Annotated in this window: 14 protein-coding genes and 3 pseudogenes; 8 read left to right on the top strand and 9 right to left on the bottom strand. The window is 43.5% G+C overall.

What is annotated here, in order from left to right:
* Nucleotides 1-307 precede the first annotated feature (307 nt).
* On the bottom strand, nt 308-799 hold the full coding sequence (gene ruvC / locus V7L29_RS28115) for a crossover junction endodeoxyribonuclease RuvC (RefSeq protein WP_334689071.1): 492 nt from the start codon (nt 797-799) through the stop codon (nt 308-310).
* A gap of 174 nt (nt 800-973) precedes the next feature.
* Here ruvC and V7L29_RS28110 point away from each other — a divergent pair, with 174 nt between their 5' ends.
* Complete coding sequence (locus V7L29_RS28110; RefSeq protein ID WP_334689070.1) at nt 974-2,344, top strand: gluconeogenesis factor YvcK family protein; 1,371 nt, start codon at nt 974-976, stop codon at nt 2,342-2,344.
* A 184-nt stretch (nt 2,345-2,528) separates the two neighbouring features.
* Nucleotides 2,529-2,768 (top strand): annotated as a pseudogene (locus tag V7L29_RS28105) (hypothetical protein); the annotation flags it as partial.
* A 263-nt stretch (nt 2,769-3,031) separates the two neighbouring features.
* Here V7L29_RS28105 and V7L29_RS28100 read toward each other — a convergent pair.
* Nucleotides 3,032-5,023 carry an ABC1 kinase family protein gene (locus V7L29_RS28100; RefSeq protein ID WP_334737515.1) on the bottom strand — a complete coding sequence of 664 codons (1,992 nt, stop codon included), beginning with the start codon at nt 5,021-5,023 and terminating at the stop codon, nt 3,032-3,034.
* Nucleotides 5,024-5,343: 320 nt separating this feature from the next.
* Between V7L29_RS28100 and recN the strand changes: the two genes are divergently transcribed.
* The 4 genes from recN (at nt 5,344) to V7L29_RS28080 (ending at nt 11,104) form a co-directional block, all read left to right on the top strand.
* Nucleotides 5,344-7,092: a DNA repair protein RecN gene (gene recN, locus V7L29_RS28095; protein WP_334737517.1), complete on the top strand. Its 1,749-nt coding sequence runs from the start codon at nt 5,344-5,346 to the stop codon at nt 7,090-7,092.
* 427 nt (nt 7,093-7,519) lie between these two features.
* Nucleotides 7,520-7,849, top strand: coding sequence for a carbohydrate-binding module family 14 protein (locus V7L29_RS28090; RefSeq protein WP_334737514.1), 330 nt, complete (start codon nt 7,520-7,522; stop codon nt 7,847-7,849).
* A 213-nt stretch (nt 7,850-8,062) separates the two neighbouring features.
* Entirely contained in the window at nt 8,063-10,195 is a 2,133-nt protein-coding gene (locus V7L29_RS28085; protein ID WP_334737513.1) for a DUF7948 domain-containing protein, read from the top strand.
* 78 nt (nt 10,196-10,273) lie between these two features.
* Nucleotides 10,274-11,104 (top strand): DsbA family protein, encoded by an 831-nt coding sequence (locus tag V7L29_RS28080; protein WP_334737512.1) that lies wholly within the window; start codon nt 10,274-10,276, stop codon nt 11,102-11,104.
* Between the two features lie 82 nt (nt 11,105-11,186).
* On the opposite strand, the pseudogene V7L29_RS28075 reads toward V7L29_RS28080, so the two are convergent.
* Nucleotides 11,187-11,351, bottom strand: a pseudogene (locus tag V7L29_RS28075) (arginine decarboxylase); the annotation flags it as partial.
* Between V7L29_RS28075 and tnpA the strand changes: the two are divergent.
* A pseudogene (gene tnpA, locus V7L29_RS28070) lies at nt 11,348-11,584 on the top strand (IS200/IS605 family transposase); the annotation flags it as partial. The pseudogenes V7L29_RS28075 and tnpA sit on opposite strands and share 4 nt — an antisense overlap.
* A 126-nt stretch (nt 11,585-11,710) precedes the next feature.
* Here the strand turns inward: tnpA and V7L29_RS28065 are convergent.
* The 4 genes from V7L29_RS28065 to efeU form a co-directional block, all read right to left on the bottom strand.
* Nucleotides 11,711-12,637, bottom strand: a complete 927-nt coding sequence (locus tag V7L29_RS28065; protein ID WP_334737511.1) for an adenylate/guanylate cyclase domain-containing protein — start codon at nt 12,635-12,637, stop codon at nt 11,711-11,713.
* A 184-nt stretch (nt 12,638-12,821) separates the two neighbouring features.
* Nucleotides 12,822-14,090, bottom strand: coding sequence for an iron uptake transporter deferrochelatase/peroxidase subunit (efeB, locus tag V7L29_RS28060; RefSeq protein ID WP_334737510.1), 1,269 nt, complete (start codon nt 14,088-14,090; stop codon nt 12,822-12,824).
* 29 nt (nt 14,091-14,119) lie between these two features.
* Nucleotides 14,120-15,310, bottom strand: a complete 1,191-nt coding sequence (efeO, locus tag V7L29_RS28055; RefSeq protein ID WP_334737509.1) for an iron uptake system protein EfeO — start codon at nt 15,308-15,310, stop codon at nt 14,120-14,122.
* A gap of 31 nt (nt 15,311-15,341) precedes the next feature.
* Nucleotides 15,342-16,175 (bottom strand): iron uptake transporter permease EfeU, encoded by an 834-nt coding sequence (gene efeU / locus V7L29_RS28050; protein WP_334737508.1) that lies wholly within the window; start codon nt 16,173-16,175, stop codon nt 15,342-15,344.
* A gap of 766 nt (nt 16,176-16,941) precedes the next feature.
* On the opposite strand from efeU, the gene V7L29_RS28045 reads away from it, so the two are divergent.
* A complete protein-coding gene (locus tag V7L29_RS28045; protein ID WP_334689059.1) occupies nt 16,942-17,862 on the top strand; it encodes a hypothetical protein in 921 nt (306 codons plus the stop codon).
* Between the two features lie 58 nt (nt 17,863-17,920).
* Here the strand turns inward: V7L29_RS28045 and V7L29_RS28040 are convergent, their stop codons facing one another.
* Nucleotides 17,921-19,189 (bottom strand): MFS transporter, encoded by a 1,269-nt coding sequence (locus V7L29_RS28040; RefSeq protein WP_334689058.1) that lies wholly within the window; start codon nt 19,187-19,189, stop codon nt 17,921-17,923.
* Nucleotides 19,155-19,628 (bottom strand): MarR family winged helix-turn-helix transcriptional regulator, encoded by a 474-nt coding sequence (locus V7L29_RS28035; RefSeq protein ID WP_334689057.1) that lies wholly within the window; start codon nt 19,626-19,628, stop codon nt 19,155-19,157. Before V7L29_RS28035 ends, V7L29_RS28040 begins: the two co-directional genes overlap by 35 nt.
* Nucleotides 19,629-19,736: the final 108 nt, after the last annotated feature.

The following is a 19,736-nucleotide window of genomic DNA, read 5'->3' as shown; positions in this document are numbered from 1 at the left end:
GTATGACGCTCAACCGGACGCCCACTAAAAAATCGCCAAATTGGTTGGCGAGTCTTTAAGTTGACTTCAAAAGCCAAATTGTCTTGTGTCCACCCTTTATAAGCGAATGCTTTTCTGGCTTTTTGAATTCCGCTGAATGATCCCTGGAGCGATCGTTTGACCATAGGAGCTTACACACATCAAATAAGAATTCTTAAAGTTGACATTGTTGCAACACACAGTTTCGGAACTACTTAGAAAGTAAATTAGCTTGCCCAAAAACTTCATCCCCTTGTGGGTGGAGTTTTTCATTGTTTGCGTACAACACCTACAACTGATACGAAGCCGTCAAAGCTACCGCCAAAGCATCCGCAGCATCATCAGGCTTGGGAATTTCATCTAAATCCAACTCCCGCGCTACCGCCTCTTGCACCTCTGACTTATCCGCATTGCCATAGCCTGTTAAAGCTTGCTTAATTTGAGCAGGAGTAAACTCTACGTAGGGAAGACGACGCTGACCCAATACCAAAATGAGTACACCCCGCGCCTGTGCAACCAGGATTGTACTTGACATCCGATAGAAGAATAGTTTCTCGATCGCTACCAAGTCCGGTTGCAACTCCTCCATCAGCGTATGTAAATCATCAAACAAGGTACATAGGCGCTGTCCGATTTCTACATCTGCTGACGTTCTGATTACCCCAAAATCCAGCATATTTACTGTAGTCTCTTGCACCTTGTTGGGAGTTTGTGTGCAGGTAATTGCCCCAAATCCTAAAATTGCCAGTCCTGGATCTAATCCTAAAATTCGTTTTTCCATTAAATTCACTTTTACCAAGCCAGGCTATTGTTTAACTAGGAATACTGGCAATCTCGACCACTTGCTTTTAGTCTAATGGGATTGACAAATATAATAGTTTCACGCCTAGTGTTTTAAACAAAGTGGTGTACATTTTCTGTTAATTATTGTTTGTAGCACTGCTCCGAATCAGGTATGTCAATTGGTTTTCTCAGACAAGCCCTCAACGCTCTGCAAAAGCAGTCGCGCTCTCGTACTTCCTATCGGGTTAACCAGTGGTTCAAATGGTTATCTCCTGGACTATCAGTAAAACGTTGGTTGTTGATCAGTACTGGGGGTGTACTGCTGGCGAGTTTGGGGTTAGCGATTTGGATTAAGCTGACCCCAATTTTTTGGATAATCGAGTTGGTTAGGGGTTTTTTGGGAGTAATCACTAACATCTTACCGAACTATATCAGTGGCCCTTTGGTGCTGCTTGGCGGCTTGCTATTGGTGCTTTGGGGGCAAACTCGCACTGTAGGCTCAATTACTAAGGTACTAAGAGCAGAAGGCGGAGAGGAGCTCATTGATGTCTTGCTAGCCCATCGTCGATTGTACCGAGGCCCGAAAATAGTGGTAATTGGTGGTGGTACGGGACTTTCTACGTTGTTAAGAGGACTAAAAACCTATAGCGCTAATATTACTGCTATTGTCACTGTCGCCGATGATGGTGGATCTTCAGGGCGGTTGCGTCAAGAATTTGGAGTGCTACCACCAGGGGATATTCGCAATTGTTTGGCTGCACTAGCAGATGAAGAAAAGTTATTAACAGAATTGTTTCAATACCGTTTTCGGGCTGGAGATGGGTTGACGGGTCACAGTTTTGGCAATTTGTTTTTAACGGCAATGAGTGATATTACTGGAGATTTAGAACAAGCAGTTGCAGCCAGTTCTAAAGTGCTAGCGGTACGGGGACAAGTACTACCAGCAACTCTTAGTGATGTTCGCCTCTGGGCAGAATTAGCCGATGGTCGCCGCATTGATGGAGAGTCTAGCATTCCCAAAGCTGGCGGTAAAATTGTTAAAATTGGCTGCATTCCAGCTAATCCCCCAGCAATACCAGCAGCTATTAAGGCACTTAAAGAAGCTGATTACATCATTATTGGCCCAGGTAGCCTTTATACTAGCCTGATTCCTAATTTATTAGTACCAGAGATTGCCGATGCGATCGCTCAAACAGATGCCCCCCGTATTTATATCTGCAATATAATGACTCAACCCGGAGAAACTGAAGGCTACACTGTTGCCGATCACATCAGAGCAATTGATGCTGCTTGTGGGCAAAGACGGCTATTCGATGCTGTGCTGATACACAAAAAATCCCCCTCGGAGCAATCACTCATCCGCTACGCCCAACAAAACTCCCATCCCGTTTTCCTGGATAGAGAAGCCGTAACTCAGCTAGGGCGAAGGATTGTTCCAGCTAATGTTTTGTATGAAGATGAAACGGGTTTTGTACGTCACAATCCACAGAAACTAGCACAAGTGTTGTTGCGGTGGTACGGTAGAAGTCATCATGGAAGATGAGTTAATAGTCCAAAATTCATAGTGAGCTAGTTCTTGACTCTTAACTAATGACTCACCATTGGCGCAATCGAGGATGAGTTTGATGAAATAAGGGAGAGAATGCAAGCAGGCGATCGTTTGCAGCAGCCCTTGTGCCAGGAAGAAAGTTGTGTAGGGTGTAACAGTTTAATGGTAAGTGTGAAAAATGGCATATTTACCACAAAAAATAATCTCAGAACGAATCGATGATGTTGTTCTGGAGCTAGAGGTGATGAAAAAGATGGGACTGCCAGAAATCCTTAACCAACATCTGCCGTGTCACTGGAAACAGGAAGGACTCGATAGGGGATGGGTAAGTTGCATTTGGTTATCGTATATCATTTCACAGGGAGATCACCGAAAAGTACGTGTTCGGGAATGGGTAGAACAACGACGTTACACCATCATTACTATGCGTAAATAAACCTACCATTCAAAATGGCGCAAGAGCAAGGAATATAATTCTTTTGAATGAGTGACTTTTACTTCTCTAGCTTGGGCTGCGTACGGCTACGCCCTTACTTCGACGCCGACTCCATCGAGCGAAGCCGAGATGCTCAGTACAAGTCGGCTACGCTTCCTTCAGCTTCTCTACGAGACGCTGCGCGAACGCTCAGGGCAGGTAGGACAAGCTCAGTACAAGTGACTTTTGACTTCCGCCTTGCGGTACTAGGATGCCAATAATTGCCGAATTAACCTAGCTACAGCCTTTTGCGTGAAGCGGTTGGCAATTTGTTGACCCAAACGGTGTACATCTGAATTTACTAATAACTGAGCAATTTGGGGTGCAAGTTGCACTGGATCAAAACCTCTTGTTTCTCGAAGAATATTTAATATACGTTTGATATGCTCCAAGGTTTGTTGTTGCTCAACTGTCGCCGCCGGAGTTTCATTAACTGCTGTCAACCCAACGCGTTCCCGCAGGAGATAGGTAAAGTTATGCAAAACATTTTTACCTAAAGCATTGAGTCCGTTAACAGATTCATCTACCAGCTTGTCACGAATGAAAGCACCACGTTCAGATGACAGAAATTCTATCCCTTGATTCAACACTAAGTCGAAGTCGTAGTCTTGACTGTTACGCGCATTTCGTAACAAGTTTTCTAAGCGATTCCAGCGAAATCTGCCATCTTTAAATAGCAAATCTTGCAATGATGCTCTTAATTGGGGTGCTGGGTCTGTTAACAGGCGTTTAGAAACGTAGGGATAAGCTTCGCTGAGGACTTTAAAGTTAGGATCTATAAATATTGCAATACCTTCGAGTGTTACGAGGGAGCGAATAATTAAGGCGTAGTAGGGCGGTACGCGGAAAGGATACTCATACATTAAAGCCGATAGTTCATCGGTGATACTTTTAATGTTAAGTTCTGCAACACTGGCTCCTTGGGCATCAGCAAAGACTCTAGCGAAAGCTGGGATAATTGGTGTTAAATCGGTTTCTGGTGATAAAAAATCTAACTTAACGTAGTCTTTTGCTAATCCTTCAAAGTCCCGGTTGACGACGTGAACGATCGCTTCAATCAAACCATAACGTTGTGGTGGCTTAATCTCGCTCATCATCCCAAAGTCGAGATAAGCTAATTTGCCATCTGGTGTTGCTAACAAATTACCAGGGTGAGGATCGGCGTGGAAAAATCCATGTTCTAATAACTGGCGCAAGGAACACTGTACACCTACTTCAATCAGATAACGAGCATTGATGCCTTGGGCGCTAATTTCTTCTGTTTGGGTTAATTTGATGCCGTTAATCCACTCCATCGTCAAGACACGACGATTGGTATATTCCCAGTAAATTTTCGGTACGTATACGTCTTTTATATGACCATATAAATCGAAAAATCGTTCAGCATTTTCGCCCTCGTGGATATAGTCCATCTCTTCAAAAATGCGATCACCTAATTCATCGAGAATCCCAACTAAGTCACTTCTTACCCGTTTGATCTTTTTCTGCACCCAAGCGGCGAGGTTACGCAAAATATACAAGTCAATGGTGATCCCCTCTCTTAAGTCAGGGCGTTGGACTTTAACAGCGACTTCTTCACCAGTTTTTAGTTTACCTTTATAGACTTGTCCCAATGAAGCCGCAGCAATTGGCTGGGCCGAGAGTTCGGCGTAAACCTCTTCTGGAGGTGCACCTAGTTCTTCTTTGATAAACTGGTAAGCAATTTCGTTGGGAAAAGGTGGTAATTGGTCTTGTAGCCTAGTTAATTCTTCTAGGTATATGGGAGGAACCAGATCCGGTCTGGTGGACAAAGCTTGTCCAATTTTGATGTAAGCAGGCCCCAGTTGGGTCAGCAATACTCGTAGCTGAGTGGCTCGGCGGCGATCATTTTTGACGACAATTCCCCGTTTACTATCCAACCACAACCCAAAAGCAAAGGATAGAGTCGGCCCCAACACGGCAAAAATCCGCCGCAGAACTTGCACTTTTCTGTTTTGGTAATGCGCCGCTATGCCCACGGGATCGTAAAGCGTCTCAGGTTGGGCAGTTGTCCTCACCTTTTGGGCAGCTAACAGGCTTGGCGATTGCACAACCAAGCCTTGTGTACCATTTTCTTCTGGCACTACATCAATTACGTCCAGTTCGCCTCGGCGATTTGTGCCGTTGCTACTGTCCTCCTGAATCGGTCGGGAACTAGGGGGAAGTGTCTTAACAATCATGAAGAAGGCCACCAGTCAGAAGGATCACATTAAGTATTGTAACAATATGTTGAGATATTGGGCATTGGGGAGCCACTGCATTGGGTGGCTTTCCCGATTTGTTCGCTCTTAGCGTTCCCGCTATGATAGCAAGTGGCGTCATTGGGCATGGGGCATGGTTATTCTCCTTGTCCCCTTGTCCCCACTAGCCTGTGGTCTGCTACACTTAAATGGGCATACTAGTTTAATAGTAGTAGGTATTGCTAGTTGCTGAAAGCTCATACTTATTGTCTTCTAAGTTGGAAGTATCCGGCATCTGCCCTCATGGAGAATTTGGCTTGATGTTGCTTTGCCTACAAATTGAAAACTTTGCCCTAATTGACCAACTGGAATTGGAATTTGGCGCGGGACTAAATGTATTAACAGGTGAAACCGGCGCGGGAAAATCGATTATCTTAGATGCCATTGATGCCGCTTTAGGTGGTAAAGTCTCTAGTCGAGTCATTCGCACAGGAACAAGTCGGGCGATGGTAGAAGCGACTTTCACCTCAAACGCCCCCCTAGCTGCTTGGTTGAGCGAACAAGAAATAGATTTGCTTGATGAAAATTCTGTAGTTATTAGCCGAGAAATCACAGCGACTGCTAGTAATGTTCGCAGTCGATCGCGGGTGAATGGCGTGTTGGTAAATCGGCAGATTATGGCAGGAATGCGCGATCGCTTGGTGGAAATCACAGCCCAAGGTCAAACGGTACAAGTGGGACAATCTGCCCAAGTCCGCGACTGGTTGGATTTGTATGGTGGTGACTCTTTGATGCAGCAGCGTCACAAGGTCGCCACGAGCTTTAGTGCTTACCAACAGGCGTATTTAGTACTAGAAAAACGCCGGACATCAGAACGGGAACGGTTGCAACAATTCGACTTGCTCACCTATCAAGTGCAAGAATTAGGAGCAGCCAATCTCAGCGAACCTAATGAATTGGAACAGTTGGGACAAGAACGGGAACGCTTGAATCATGTCGTCGATTTGCAACAGATGAGTTACAAAGTTTATCAGGCTTTGTATGAAAACGATAATGAAACCCCAGCTGCTGCAGATTTATTGGGAGACAGTGAAACGACATTATATGACATGGTGGAATATGACACCCAACTGCAACCCCTATTGGAATTGGTGCGGGACGCGCAAGCTGCGGTAATGGAAGTGGGAAGGCAGATTAATGCCTATGGGGATGGATTGGAAGCCGATCCCCAACGGTTGGAAGAGGTGGACGACAGAATTCGGGAATTAAAGCAAATTTGCCGCAAGTACGGGCCGACACTAAAAGAAGCGATCGCTTATTACCAACGTATTCAAGAGGAATTAGCCCAACTTAACGACAGCGAACAATCTATCGAAAACCTAGAACAGCAAGAAAAGGCGTGTTTTGAGAAACTCACCCAAGCAAGTAATCAGTTAACTCGATTGCGGAGTAAAGCGGCTGCTAATTTAGAATCACGTTTGATCTCTGAACTCAAGCCCCTAGCGATGGAAAAAGTGCAGTTTCAGGTTGAGATAGTGCCTGCTTCCCCAACTGCCACCGGAGCAGATAAAATTACCTTTATGTTTAGTCCCAACCCTGGAGAACCACTACAACCTTTAACGGAAATTGCCTCTGGCGGGGAAATGAGCCGCTTTTTACTGGCTCTGAAAGCTTGTTTTTCTCAGGTTGATGTGGTTGGAACAATGGTATTTGATGAAATTGATGTCGGGGTTTCGGGAAGAGTAGCCCAAGCGATCGCGGAAAAATTACACCAGCTAAGTCAACGTAACCAAGTATTATGTGTTACCCACCAACCTTTAGTTGCGGCAATGGCCGATCGCCATTTCCGCGTAGATAAGCAAACTATCAATCAAAGCAAAGGTAAAAAAGCCAACAATGATAACGCCGAGCAGCGTACCGTTGTCAGAGTTACTACCTTGGATAATTTAACTACTCGCCGGCAAGAATTAGCACAGTTAGCTGGTGGTAAATCTGCAAATGATGCGATCGCTTTTGCCGAATCTCTGTTATTACAAGCTGCTAATCATCGCCGTAGGGAGCAAAGTTGATCGATAGCATTATTAAATACTTAACCACAGATTTTTCGGAAACTATTTTTTCAAATAAATAGTTACGTAAGTAGTTATATTTGTTATGTATAAATCATATTAGGATTTAGACAAAAATTAGCCAGAAAAAACTATCAAACGTATACACAGAGACACTTTGACATTGTTAAGCCTAGTTTCTTGATATATCTAGGTTTCAAGCCTTTTTGAGGGGTGTATTTTCCTTACCTGGCATGGATTTGAGGCTTGTTTCTGCTTCAAAAATGTTTAAGTCCTGTTAAAAAAAGTAGGTTTTTTGTTGACTTGTGATCATGCATATAGTAGATGTATAAAAGACCAATTAATTCTTGAATTGCAGCAAAATTAAATAGATTTGCTAACTCTCTGAAATATCCAAAAATCATTTATTTCTCAGGAAACAACTTGTATGAAGAAACTCGTTGGACTTTTTGTGATGAGCTTTTTGCTCACTATGACAATTGCCGGACTTTTATTAAGTGGAGTCAAAATAGATAAAGTACAAGCACAATCTATTGAATCCCTATGCCCAACCGAAGATATAACAAACACCCAATGTCAAGGGCCAAAAGATTGTTTATATCCAAATCCAAAAAATTGTAATACTTACATCCAATGTACAGTAAATAATGATGGGATGACGGGTACTCCTGTTGTGATGCCTTGTCCTGGTGGTTTGCAGTGGAATGACAATCAAAAAATATGTGATTGGCCTAATAGCTCTACGTGTCCTTCATAATCCGAATAATTTCCACGGACAGTAAGCAGGGCTGATATTAACTCTTAGTGAGTTTAAGCAACCAAGTTTCAGACATTGCGTAAACAGTGATTTGGAATTTGGCGTTAGTCCTTGGGGCGTTAGCTTTGCTGTGTCTATGTGCAGCGTCTCCACTCAGAGCAGGCTAACGGTACTTAACTAATTGATATCACGTTAATCTTTTGGAAAACTCTGATGAAAATCTTCAAGAAAGTTGTTACTGGTTTTTGTTTACTACTATTGCTGTTAACGAGTTGGAATCAGGAGGCTTTTGCTAACGGCCAATTAGCAACTTCAAAGCCAACAAACACAAGTCCAATCATTAGTACTTATGGGAAATTGCCTTTAAGTTTTCAACCAAACTATGGTCAAACTGACCATGAGGTAAAATTCCTCTCCCGTGGTGATGGATATACATTATTTCTAACTCAATCATCAGCAGTGTTGGCACTCTCTGACTTAGAAAATACAGAGAAAACATCCTTGTCTCGGAAGACTGAAAAAAGTACACAAATCAAGCTGCAATGGCTAGATAGCAATCCTGATATTCAGCCAACGGCTGTACAGCCTTTGCCTGGACGAGTTAACTATTTTATCGGTAATGACCCGCAGCAATGGCATCAGGATATACCTACTTATGCACAAGTCAAATACAGTTCGTTATATCCCGGCATCGACCTAGTTTACTACGGTAATCAAGGGCAATTGGAATATGATTTAGTGGTTGCGCCAGGAGCAGACCCAAATCTGATCAAACTTAAGTTAGAGGGAGCGCAACAGCTAGAAATTGATGACCAAGGACAGTTATTGGTACACACATCCTCTGGTGTATTACAACAGCACAAGCCGATAGTATATCAGGTTATAAATGGTCATAGGCAGTTAGTAGAAGCCAAGTATTTAGTGTCAAAACAGCAGTCTGTAGAAATAGCTCTAGCTAACTATGACCACCACGAGCCGTTAGTCATCGACCCTGTACTTGTGTATTCCACTTACTTAGGAGGTAGTAAGATTGACTCTCCCAAACAGATAGCCGTGGACGTTTTTGGCAGTGCTTACATCGTTGGGGAAACTCGTTCTGTTAACTTTCCAACAAGCAAAAAAGTTTATCAAAGTGCTAATAGTGGCTTTAGTGATGTGTTTATCACTAAGCTCAACCCACAAGGCGATTATCTTGTCTATTCTACTTATCTAGGAGGTAATAACTCAGAATATGCCGGCTCCATAGCTGTAGACGCTTTAGGTAATGCTTATGTGTCAGGAACCGCTTTTTCTGCTAACTTCCCAACCTCCCAGAAAGCTTTTCAAACGAAGCTTAATGGAGGCAGTGACACATTTATCACCAAGCTGAACCCACAGGGCAACAAATTAGTTTACTCCACTTACTTAGGAGGTAGCGGCGATGAAGCTAGTTATGGCATAGCTGTAGACCCTTTGGGTTCTACTTACATCACAGGAACTACCACTTCTAATAACTTTCCACTCTACAAACCTTTTCAAAATAAGATTGGTGGGGGTCTTGATGTATTTGTCACAAAGTTGAACCCACTAGGTAATGCTCTGTATTATTCTACTTACGTGGGAGGCAGTAGTGATGAGGTTGCGATTGATATAGATGTCAACACTTTAGGCAATGCCTATATTACAGGGTTTACCACTTCTAACAATTTCCCTCTGTACAACGCATTATTAGGTAGAGCACCCGGTAAGTATGATGGGTTCGTTACAAAATTAAATGTGGATGGTAATCGCTTGGCATACTCCACTTATCTAGGGGGTAGTAACAATGACTATGGCATTTCCTTAGCCGTGGATAATTTTGGTTTTGCATACGTAGTAGGCTCCACTGCTTCTACAGACTTTCCTCTGAATAATCCCTTGCAAAATTGGGCAGGTGGTAAGAGTGATGTGTTTGTCACAAAGGTCGATTTACAAGGTAATGGACTAATCTACTCTACCTATTTAGGCGGTAGTGATAGTGAAGTTGGTCGAGGTATCGCTGTGGACAATTTCGGCAACGCATACATCACTGGTGATACTAGTTCTAATAACTTTCCCGTCAAGAATGCTTTACAAAATACTTATGGTGGTAACGGTGATGCCTTTGTCACACAACTTAGCTTTTTAGGTAATAAGTTAGTTTATTCTACTTATCTTGGAGGTAGTGCATCTGAGCGAGGTACAAGCATAGCTTTCAAACCTTTATACCTTTTGGGTAATGCTGTTTATGTTACAGGGTTTACTGATTCCACTAACTTTCCCATCAAGAATGCTTTTCAAAAAAATAACAATGGTTCTGATGGGTTTGTGACAAAAATTCTGAATTAGGAAAATGTAGAGACGTAGTATTGCTACGTCTCTACAATTTTTTTGTATGGCAAAATTATTATTCAAGAGTGATAAATTATGATAAATATACAATATACCTTGCATCGTTGCTGGAGAAGCTCAATCAAGTTAATAGAAATTTTATTTTTTTGTATTATATTATTTAGTTGGTCAATGCCCGTACAAGCCAACACTAATATTCAGGAAGTAGAAAATAATAATATCATTAATTCCAAATTAGAAGCTGAAGTTTTGCAGATTATCCGTAATCATCCAGAAATAGTTAAAGAAGCTTTAGAAGCTTATCAGCAGCAGCAACAAAAAAAACTGCTACAAGCTCAACAATTAATCAAGCAGGAAATTAAAGAAAATCCCAGCAGTGTGATTGGTGAATCTCCTATAACTGGTGCGAGAGAACAAAAGATTGTGTTGATAGAATTCTCAGATTTTCAATGTCCTTTTTGCGCTAAGGCTCATAAAACATTGAAGCAGTTCATGGCAAAACACCAAGATGAAGTCACACTGGTTTACAAGCATTTTCCTTTAACAGCGATTCACCCTGAAGCCATTCCGGCGGCTAAAGCTGCTTGGGCTGCATCCCAGCAAGGAAAGTTTTGGCAATATCAAGATGCTTTATTTACGAAACAAGACAAATTGGGCGAGAAATTGTATATTAATATCGCTAAAAATCTGAAATTAGATTTGTCGCAGTTCAAACAGCAACGCAATTCAGCAGAAGTCAATGCTGTGATTGAAAAAGATAAACAACTGGCTCAGAAGTTGGGAATTAGAGGTACTCCATTCTTTTTTATTAATGGCGAGACTTTTTCTGGGGCTGTGCCTTTATCAAAAATGGAAAGTGTACTATCTAGTTTAAAAGCCAATTCCCAGGTAGAGTCAGCTACTTGAATGGTGCGATCGCCACTATAAGGCTAACAACGTGTTTATATCATTATTGCAGTGAAATGGTATAAAAAACTTGTTAAATCTATTATGTAAGTCCTCCTTTTACTACCTTGCTCGTGCGTAAACTAGTATCAGCACAACCGCTAATAAATCCTCCCATTGCCTGAATTTGTTGCAGATAGTGAATAACAAGTTTTGTAATGACTTCTCCTGGCATTAACACGGGAATTCCTGGAGGATAGGGACAGACTGTTAGAAGTTGCTCCCGACCATGTACATTTATTTGTAGAACATCAACCAGATGTTGCTATTAACCAGATAGTAAAAGCTTTTAAAGGGCGGTCATCTTATCTGTTGCGTAAAGAGTTCCCGGATTTATTGAAATTGCCTAGTCTATGGACTAATAGCTATTTTTACTCTACTGCCGGACAAGTTTCCGCAGATGTCATCAAAAGATATATTGAAGACCCGCATCATTGTTAATATTCACGGTGGTTAAAACCACCGTTGGCATTTCCTCCCCTGACTGAAGTCAAAGGGGCTTCCATGCCGTTCGGTGTTATTCTTGTGATCGCCTGTGCAAATACTTATGCGATCGCAGGCTTGTGATTAACCTTCGTAGATAGTGATTTCTACTCCAGAAACTGTATAGGTAATTTGTGCAAATTCGCTCACGTCCAACAATTCTTTCATTGTGGAACTCAGATACAACTTACCAAATTGCCCTTTGTCTTGAGCCATTTTGGAAGCAACGTTCACCGGGTTACCAGCAATGTCTTTACCGCCAACAGACAAATCGAAAATTAAAACTGGGCCAGCGTCAATACCTATACGAGAGGCAACGTCTTGTGCGGCTAACTCCTGACGAAATGCTTGAGCAAAGTTGAGAGCTGTGGTACCCTCATCAAAAGCATAAATTCCTATAGTACCAACTACCTTGATTTCTGCACCATTGTTTTGCTTAAGGAGGCGCTGTCCCATGTCTTTCAACCTAGCAGAAAGGGCGAGGTTACTGAACATAGCAGTCTCATAAGCTTCGGACTGTTGACTTTGCCGCTCAATTAGAACAATCACCTTATTCTGTAAGTACTTATCTGTTAGCTGTTTACCTAATTCAGCGTCAGTTAGTCGGTTTTCATAAACAACTAAGTCAGCATAAAAAGTTTCGGAATAAGGAATAGGATAATTCGGATTCAAAGGCGGCACTTCAGATAAACTTGGCCCATCTAACACCCGGAAAAGATTGCCAATTTTTGTAGTTATTTCGCCTTTTTTCTCAATAGTAAAATTGTGGTTAACTGGTAATAACTCATAAATATCTTGACTAATAAGTATCTCACCGCCTTCTGTATCATTTTCAGCAATTTCTTCAATAACATCGGCTTCCAATCCATACAAACCACCGTTAATGTAGTAGAACTCGCCATAGTGTGCGCCGAGGCCAATTTTAATCTGGCAACGTTTACTGATTTCACGTTGGATTGTTAGCAGCGCAGACACAAGAGTTTCGGAACTAACTGATGTCGGATAAAACATTTGCGTATTGTCAGCAGCTCAAATACCAACTCCCTGTCCTCCAATGGCAGTACCAAAGCTATAGACAATTTCTTTTGGCTGGTTAATAATTGCCAAAATTTCCAACAAGCCTTTATCAGCCTACAACAAAGGCGATCGCTATTATTTACAGTGACTAATCATCGCCAAAAAACTAAAGATAAATCTACACCGCTGATGCTTCTAGTAATGACTGACCAAGATAACCTCCTTCAGCTTTGACACTAGGTAAAGCGAAGAAATATCCACCACCAATAGGGCGAATGTACTCCTCCAAAGGTTCCCCAATCAAGCGATTTTGCACTGTCACAAACCCCTTCTCTAAATCAGCTTGAAAACAAACAAACAACAAACCCATATCTAAATGTCCAGATTTGTCAAACCCGCGTGAATAATTGAAACCACGCCGCAGAATCAAACTCGACTCTGATTTGCGTGGGTTAGCAAGGCGGATATGAGCATTGAGAGGAATTTGTTTACCTTTAGGGTCTTGATCATAATTGGGAGTATCTTTCTCGTACTTCATCCCTAAAGGTGCGCCAGAGTCCTTAATGCGTCCAATAATTGTCTCTTGTTCCTGTAGTGGTGTGCGATCCCAGCGTTCTACTAAGTTGCGGATCACTCGCACCACTTGATAGCTTCCTCCTACTGTCCAAGCTGGTTCGCCACTGGTTGGCTGTACCCAGACAATCCGGTTCATCAACTTTTCGTCACTAGCATTTAGATTTGCCGTCCCATCTTTAAAACCAAGCAGGTTACGAACCGTAGATTTGCCTTGTTTTTTGTGGGTATTCGGCGGCAGAAACCCCGCTATTTGCCAACGCAAAGTTATCAAGTCAGGTAAATTCTTAATGATGTCGCGTAAAGCATGGAGATTCGATTCCTCAGTATTCGCACAGAATTGCAACAGTATATCCCCATGACATAAATCTGGGTCAAGCTGGTCATTGGGAAAATTGGGCATCGTATCTAACCGCTTGGGTTTCAAGTTGCCGAGTCCAAAGCGGTTGTCGAATAGTGAGTTACCCACAGCTAGGGTGATTGTCAGATTATTGGGAGCAATCTCCGGGCCCATAATCCCGGAATCACTGGGGGGAAATTTTGGGTCGCGCGGCTTGGGTGTTCCCCCTGCCATGAGAAACTGGATGCGCTCAGTTAAAGTTTTGAATAACCGCACTAAATCAGCTTTATTTGTAGCAGTTATATCAAATGCTACAAATAAACCGGAAGCAGGAGTAGGGGTAAGAATACCTGCTTGGTGAAGCCCAAAGAACGGCACGACCTCTTCAGATGGGTCAAGAGGCGATCCCAGAAGAGTACGATAACCCAAAGTCGTCAAAGCTGCGATTCCACCTGCTGCTGCCATGCCGATTAACAAGTCACGACGGCCTAGCTTAGGAGTAATACGTAAACTTGGTTGCTTTGTAATAGACATAATTTACTCGTCTAGGAATTCTTGATCAATTAGTTAACGCCGAGAGTGCCGCGTAACTGAGACAAATCTTCAGAAAGTGCGGCTATTGCTGTTTTCATATCTTTTTTATCTGCTTCACTCACCTTGTCGTAGGTAGCAAAACCACCATCTGGGGTTTTGTATTTAGCAAGTTTTTGGTTAACTTTGGTGAAATTGCTATCCACACGCGTCAGCAAATCTGGGTTGGCTTTTTGGATAACGGGGTGCAATAACTCCACAATCTTTTGGGAACCCTCTACATTAGCGCTGAAGTCCCAGAGGTCAGTATGACTGTAACGGTCTTCTTCCCCAGAAATTTTGGTAGCAGCTACTTCTTCAATTAAGTCAGCAGCACCGCCAACCATCTTTTTCGGTTCAATGGTCAAGGTAGCAATGCGCTTTTGTAGATCGAGTCCATCTTTTTGTAGCTTTTCGGCAAAAGGTTTCATGCCTTTTGTAGTTTTGTCCTGGAATAAAGCTTTCTCTATGCGATGGTATCCAGTGAATGCTGGGTCAGCCTCTTTTTTGGCAAAGTCATCAGCACGGGAATCCATCGTTTTATCGAGATCGGAGAAAAGTTCAGCTATCGGTTCTGCGCGTTCCCAGTGGGCATGAGTAGAGGGATAGAGTTTCTGAGCTTTAGCAACATCTCCAGCAATCACAGCATCCGTGAAGGTCTTGTTGTCTGCCACTAGTTGGTCAGTTTCTTTAGTGACGTAGACTTTGTATTCGGTGATCGCACCGACTAATTGACCTTGATCTACAGTCCCTTTGGCTTGAGAATTTTCACCTCCTGCTTTGACTGTGATTTTCCCTTTGGGATTGCTGCGTAAACCGCAAGCCATGTCATATTCACCCGGTTGTAGATTGGTTTTGAGTTTTTGAACGAACCCAGGAGCAATATTTTCCTTTTCCTCAACGACTTTCACTCCAGACAAAATCTCCCACTCCAAAGGTTGGCTGCTTTTGTTGGTAAGCACAAAGTTGTTTTCCCCAGATGTTAATGTCAGCTGATTGGGTTCGCAACCTTTATCTGTCACAGCCAAAGCAGTTTCTGGAGAATTTTTAGCAGAGGTATCGCTGGCTACTTTAGCTTCTGGAGAATTATTCGTGGAAGTATCGCTTGATTTTTTGGATTCACAGCCAGCTACTGTCAAAACAATTAGACAAATAATTGTTGAGTACTTTAAAACATTTTTCATTGTTGTATTTTCCTAAAAATTATTCAAGTAGCTAGGAATGCCTTGCTGTAGTCTTCTGTCCAGGGTTATCCCCTAAGAAGAACAGCAGCATGGTAGGAATTAGATAGCCAAAATAGGCGATCGCCTCGCTAACAGTCGGGGTATCGTTATAGCCAAAAAATCCCGCCAAAAGTGAACCTAGAAACCCGTTCTTGGGAAGTACCCCACTAGCATCAAATATCACTGTTTGTAGTGAATTCCACACTCCGGCTTCATGGAAGGCTCTCACCCCACCTGCTAAGAGTCCAGCAGCAACCACGATAATGAAGGCTCCTGTCCATTTAAAAAATCGCTTCAAGTTGATGCGGATACCACCTTGATAGATGCCTACACCGACGGCTAGGGCGGCTGCATATCCGAACAATGCCCCCACGGGAGCTTGAATTCCCAAATTTTGCTGAAACGTGGCCAGCAAAAACACTACTGTTTCCAGACCTTCCCGCAGTACTGCAAAGAATGCCATCCCCACTAGTGCTGTACCCCATTTATCCCCCGACTGAATGGCAGTTTCAATTTGAGACTGTAACTCGCCTTTAATCGAACGAGCAGCACGGCGCATCCAGAAAACCATCCAGGTGAGAACCCCAACTGCGACGATGGAAATTACCGCTTCAAATAGTTCCTGTTCTTTCTGCGGAAACTCCTGACTGGTTATTTGCAAAATAATTCCAGCACCTAGACAAAGAATAGTCGCTAGTGCGATGCCAATCCAGACTGACTTCATCAAATGGGTACGTCCAGTTTGCTTGAGATAACTGGCAATGATCCCCACGACAAGTGCAGCTTCAACGCCCTCTCGGAACATGATCAAGAAGGGAAAAAGCATGGATAACCTTATTAGTTATAATTACTATCAAATCATCATGAGAATAATAACTTACTTGAGAACATTTGTATATAACTACGAGTTAAAAATCTCTAAAATCCTAGAATAATAAATTTCCCATTTAAATGACAATCTGTCAAAAAAATATTGCAGACTGTAAATTATTACTCAATTGAACTACGTAAATTAATTAAACAACTCCTGCAACGCATTGCTAGAGCGCCAATCCAGTAGAAGGAGTTGATGTAAAATATAGAATATGGGTGTTGTTTAAATTGAATATTTAGGCTCTGCGTTTTAATGCAATCGCTAAAAATAAGACTCGGACTTACGCACTAAAGCCCGAAACTTTGATTACCCCTAGCCCCACTTTAAAAGGGGGAAACTTCTAAAGCCCCCTTTAAAAAGGAGGCTTTAGGGGATCACAACTGCCATGAAATAATCCCTTGTACTGTCAAAGGATCGCCCAAGAAAACCTGATTTGTGCTTAAAGCCGACTTAAAATAGTCAACCTCAAACAAATTTTTGAAATTGACTGCTGCTCGGAATCTATTTTTCTATAGAAGATAGCAGCGTCCGTGCGTAGATAGCTAGGCAATGTAAACGTATTGGTTATATTTCCTGTTTTTGCAGTACAGCTAAACGTAACTGCATAGTTTGGTTGTGTTGAGACTTATAGTTAAATAGGAGAAATTTGGGAATCGTCACCAGCCATAAGGAAGCCTCTTAGACACAATTTACCGTAAATGAGGGAGAGCTTTGTCGGATGAAAAACATCCTTGATTGGGCTGGCAAAAATGGCGCAGCGGTCGTAATAGCCGGAGTCGTCATCGGCTTGTTCATCCCGCCATTGTCAAATGCCGCCAGGCCATATCTATCTGTAGCCATATTCGTTTTTACCTTCGGCTCGTTCCTAAAGTTCGACTTGAAATCTATGGAATCCGAGCTTGGAAACGTGCAGCGAAACCTGTTGATGGTGGCATGGACTACGTTCGGCTTGCCGCTGCTGATCGCGTTGCTGATCGTGGTCGCTCGACCGAGTCCGGAGCTGGCGCAAGGCCTGCTGTTCTGGGCGCTAGTCCCTGCAAGTCCGGCCTGCGTCGCGTTCGCCGCCATCCTCCGCCTGAACATACCGATCACATTGCTGGCCACCGTGATCGGCACCGCAGCGTCACCGTTCTACATCCCGGCCTTCGCGGCACTGCTCGGTGGCTACCACCTCAAGATCGATCCTGTCGCCATCTGCCTCCAACTCGTCCTCCTGATTGGCGGCGCCCTGCTTGCATCCCTCGTGGCAAAGCGTTGCGCGGGCGGGTTCATTCGGGCAAACCCCGAGACCATGACCGGGATCGCCGTGCTGGCGATGTTTCTTGCTGGAATGGGATCGATGCGGGGAATGCGCCAAAATCTGCTTACCCAACCGACCACGAGCATCAAGTTCATAGTTCTAGCTTATGCTCTGCTGTTTGCAGCAGAGTTGATTGGGACGCTGGTGTTCTGGCGTTACGGCCGAACTGCGGCCCTTACTGCCGGTCTCATCAGCGGAACTCGCACGATCACTTTGGCCTGGGTCGTCCTCGGCGATAAAGTGTTGCCGCTCGCCGATCTGTTCCTCGCCGCAAGCATGGTTGCAAAATATACGGCTCCCGGTTTGACAAAGTGGCTGCTGGCACGGGTAGTGTCTTAGATTTGTTGTTAGGCTATCGCTTGTTTTTTAGCCAACCTCACAAAATCGCATTGCTCCCCTATTTATACTCCTGCAAAGCCCCTAACTTCCGAATTTCCGGCCAAATCATGGCTGTAGCAATCACTACTACAATTGTGCCAATTCCACCACCCACAACCGAAATCACCGGGCCAAACAACGCAGCAGTCAAGCCTGATTCAAAGCCCCCCAACTCATTCGAGGCACTAATAAACACGCTATTGATAGCAGCAACCCGACCACGCAAATGATCCGGTGTTCTGATTTGAACTAATGTATGGCGAATCACAACGCTAATACTATCTAATGCGCCACCAAGGATCAGCATCAGCATAGATAGCCAAAACGAATGAGAAAGTCCAAAGATAATTGTCACAACCCCAAAGCCAACCACTGACCACAATAAGGCTGGACCTGCTTTGCGTAATGGTGGTAAATACACCAACGTAATCGTCATAGTCAAAGCACCGATGGAGTGACCTGCCTGTAAATATCCCAACTCCACTGGCCCCACATGTAAAATATCTTTGGCAAAGATGGGTAGCAGGGCGATCGCACCACCCAACAATACAGCAAACATATCCAATGTAATCGCCGCTAAAATCAACTGATTCTGCCAGACAAATTTAGCACCAGCTGATAGGGCTTTGAATGAGATTGGCTCAGTTGCGCGGATGATTTTTTGCTCTTTGATCGGCAGTATTAAAATAAAACACAGCAACGCGGCGATCGCAGCCAACACATATACTCCTGTGGCGCTTCCCAGCCAAGCAATGCCGAATCCTCCCAAGGCTGGGCCAATAACAGTAGCCAATTGAAAGCTACTACTATTCCAGGTAGCTGCATTGGTAAAAGCGCTAATAGGTATCAACTGCCACATCAAGGCATCACTAGCAGGCTTGGAGAATGCCCTGGCAACACCGATTAAAATTAAGCAGGCATAAACGAGAAAAATTGCACCTTTAGTATAGGAAAGCACTGCCAAAGCCAGCGAACAGAGAGCTAGTAGCATCACTGACAGTAACATGGTGAGTTTGCGATCGCGGCGATCAGCAACATCTCCGGCAATTAAAGTCAGAGCAATCATCGGCAAGACTTGCGCCAGTCCCACACCACCAAGAACTATCGCTGAGTTAGTCCGCTCATAGAGTTCCCAGCCGATAGCTACAGTTTGCATTTGCGATCCCACGGACAGCACCAGCCGTCCAATGATAAATAGCTGATAATCTCGAAATTTCAAGGCTGCAAAGGGATCGTGCTGTGCAACCTCAGAGTTATGGGGATTTGAGTTCCGTTTGCTCGAAGACATTTTTTAGTAGAGTTAAGCCTTCTTCAATGTTGGAAATTTGCTCTTGTGTAAGACCTTTCAACAGGTCGGTAATATGAGTACGAGTTTGATCTTGGGATTGCTTGAGATGGTGCTTTCCATCTTCAGTCAAATTCAGCAACACCCGCCGTCGCTCTTGAGGATGAGCGATGCGTTCCACGAAGTTGCGTTGTACCAAGCGTTCTATGGTTGCTGATGCTGTGGCAGAGGTGACACCTAAATGCTCTGCCAAATCAGATAATGAAGCACCAGGATTCCGGTTGATAAATGCTAGCGATCGCAACTGAGGTATAGATAAAAAAGCAGCGCTGTGAGCACGCATATCCGCTCGGATAAACCGCATCACTAATGGAACTGTGTCCATTACTCTAGCGGCACATTCTTCGGAAGTTGCACCTTGAGTAGGTTTATCCAAGGTCATGGGCTTGTTGTTCTCCTGATTACATCGCCACCCGTGGATCAAGTTTTCCACTAATGATGGCTAAGATTATTAGTGTTAATAAGAGAATTGTACAATCCAGACCAAAAC

The sequence above is a fragment of the Nostoc sp. genome (assembly GCF_036916575.1).
Classification (GTDB): Bacteria; Cyanobacteriota; Cyanobacteriia; order Cyanobacteriales; family Nostocaceae; genus Nostoc.
This window is presented reverse-complemented; position numbering and strand designations above follow the sequence as displayed.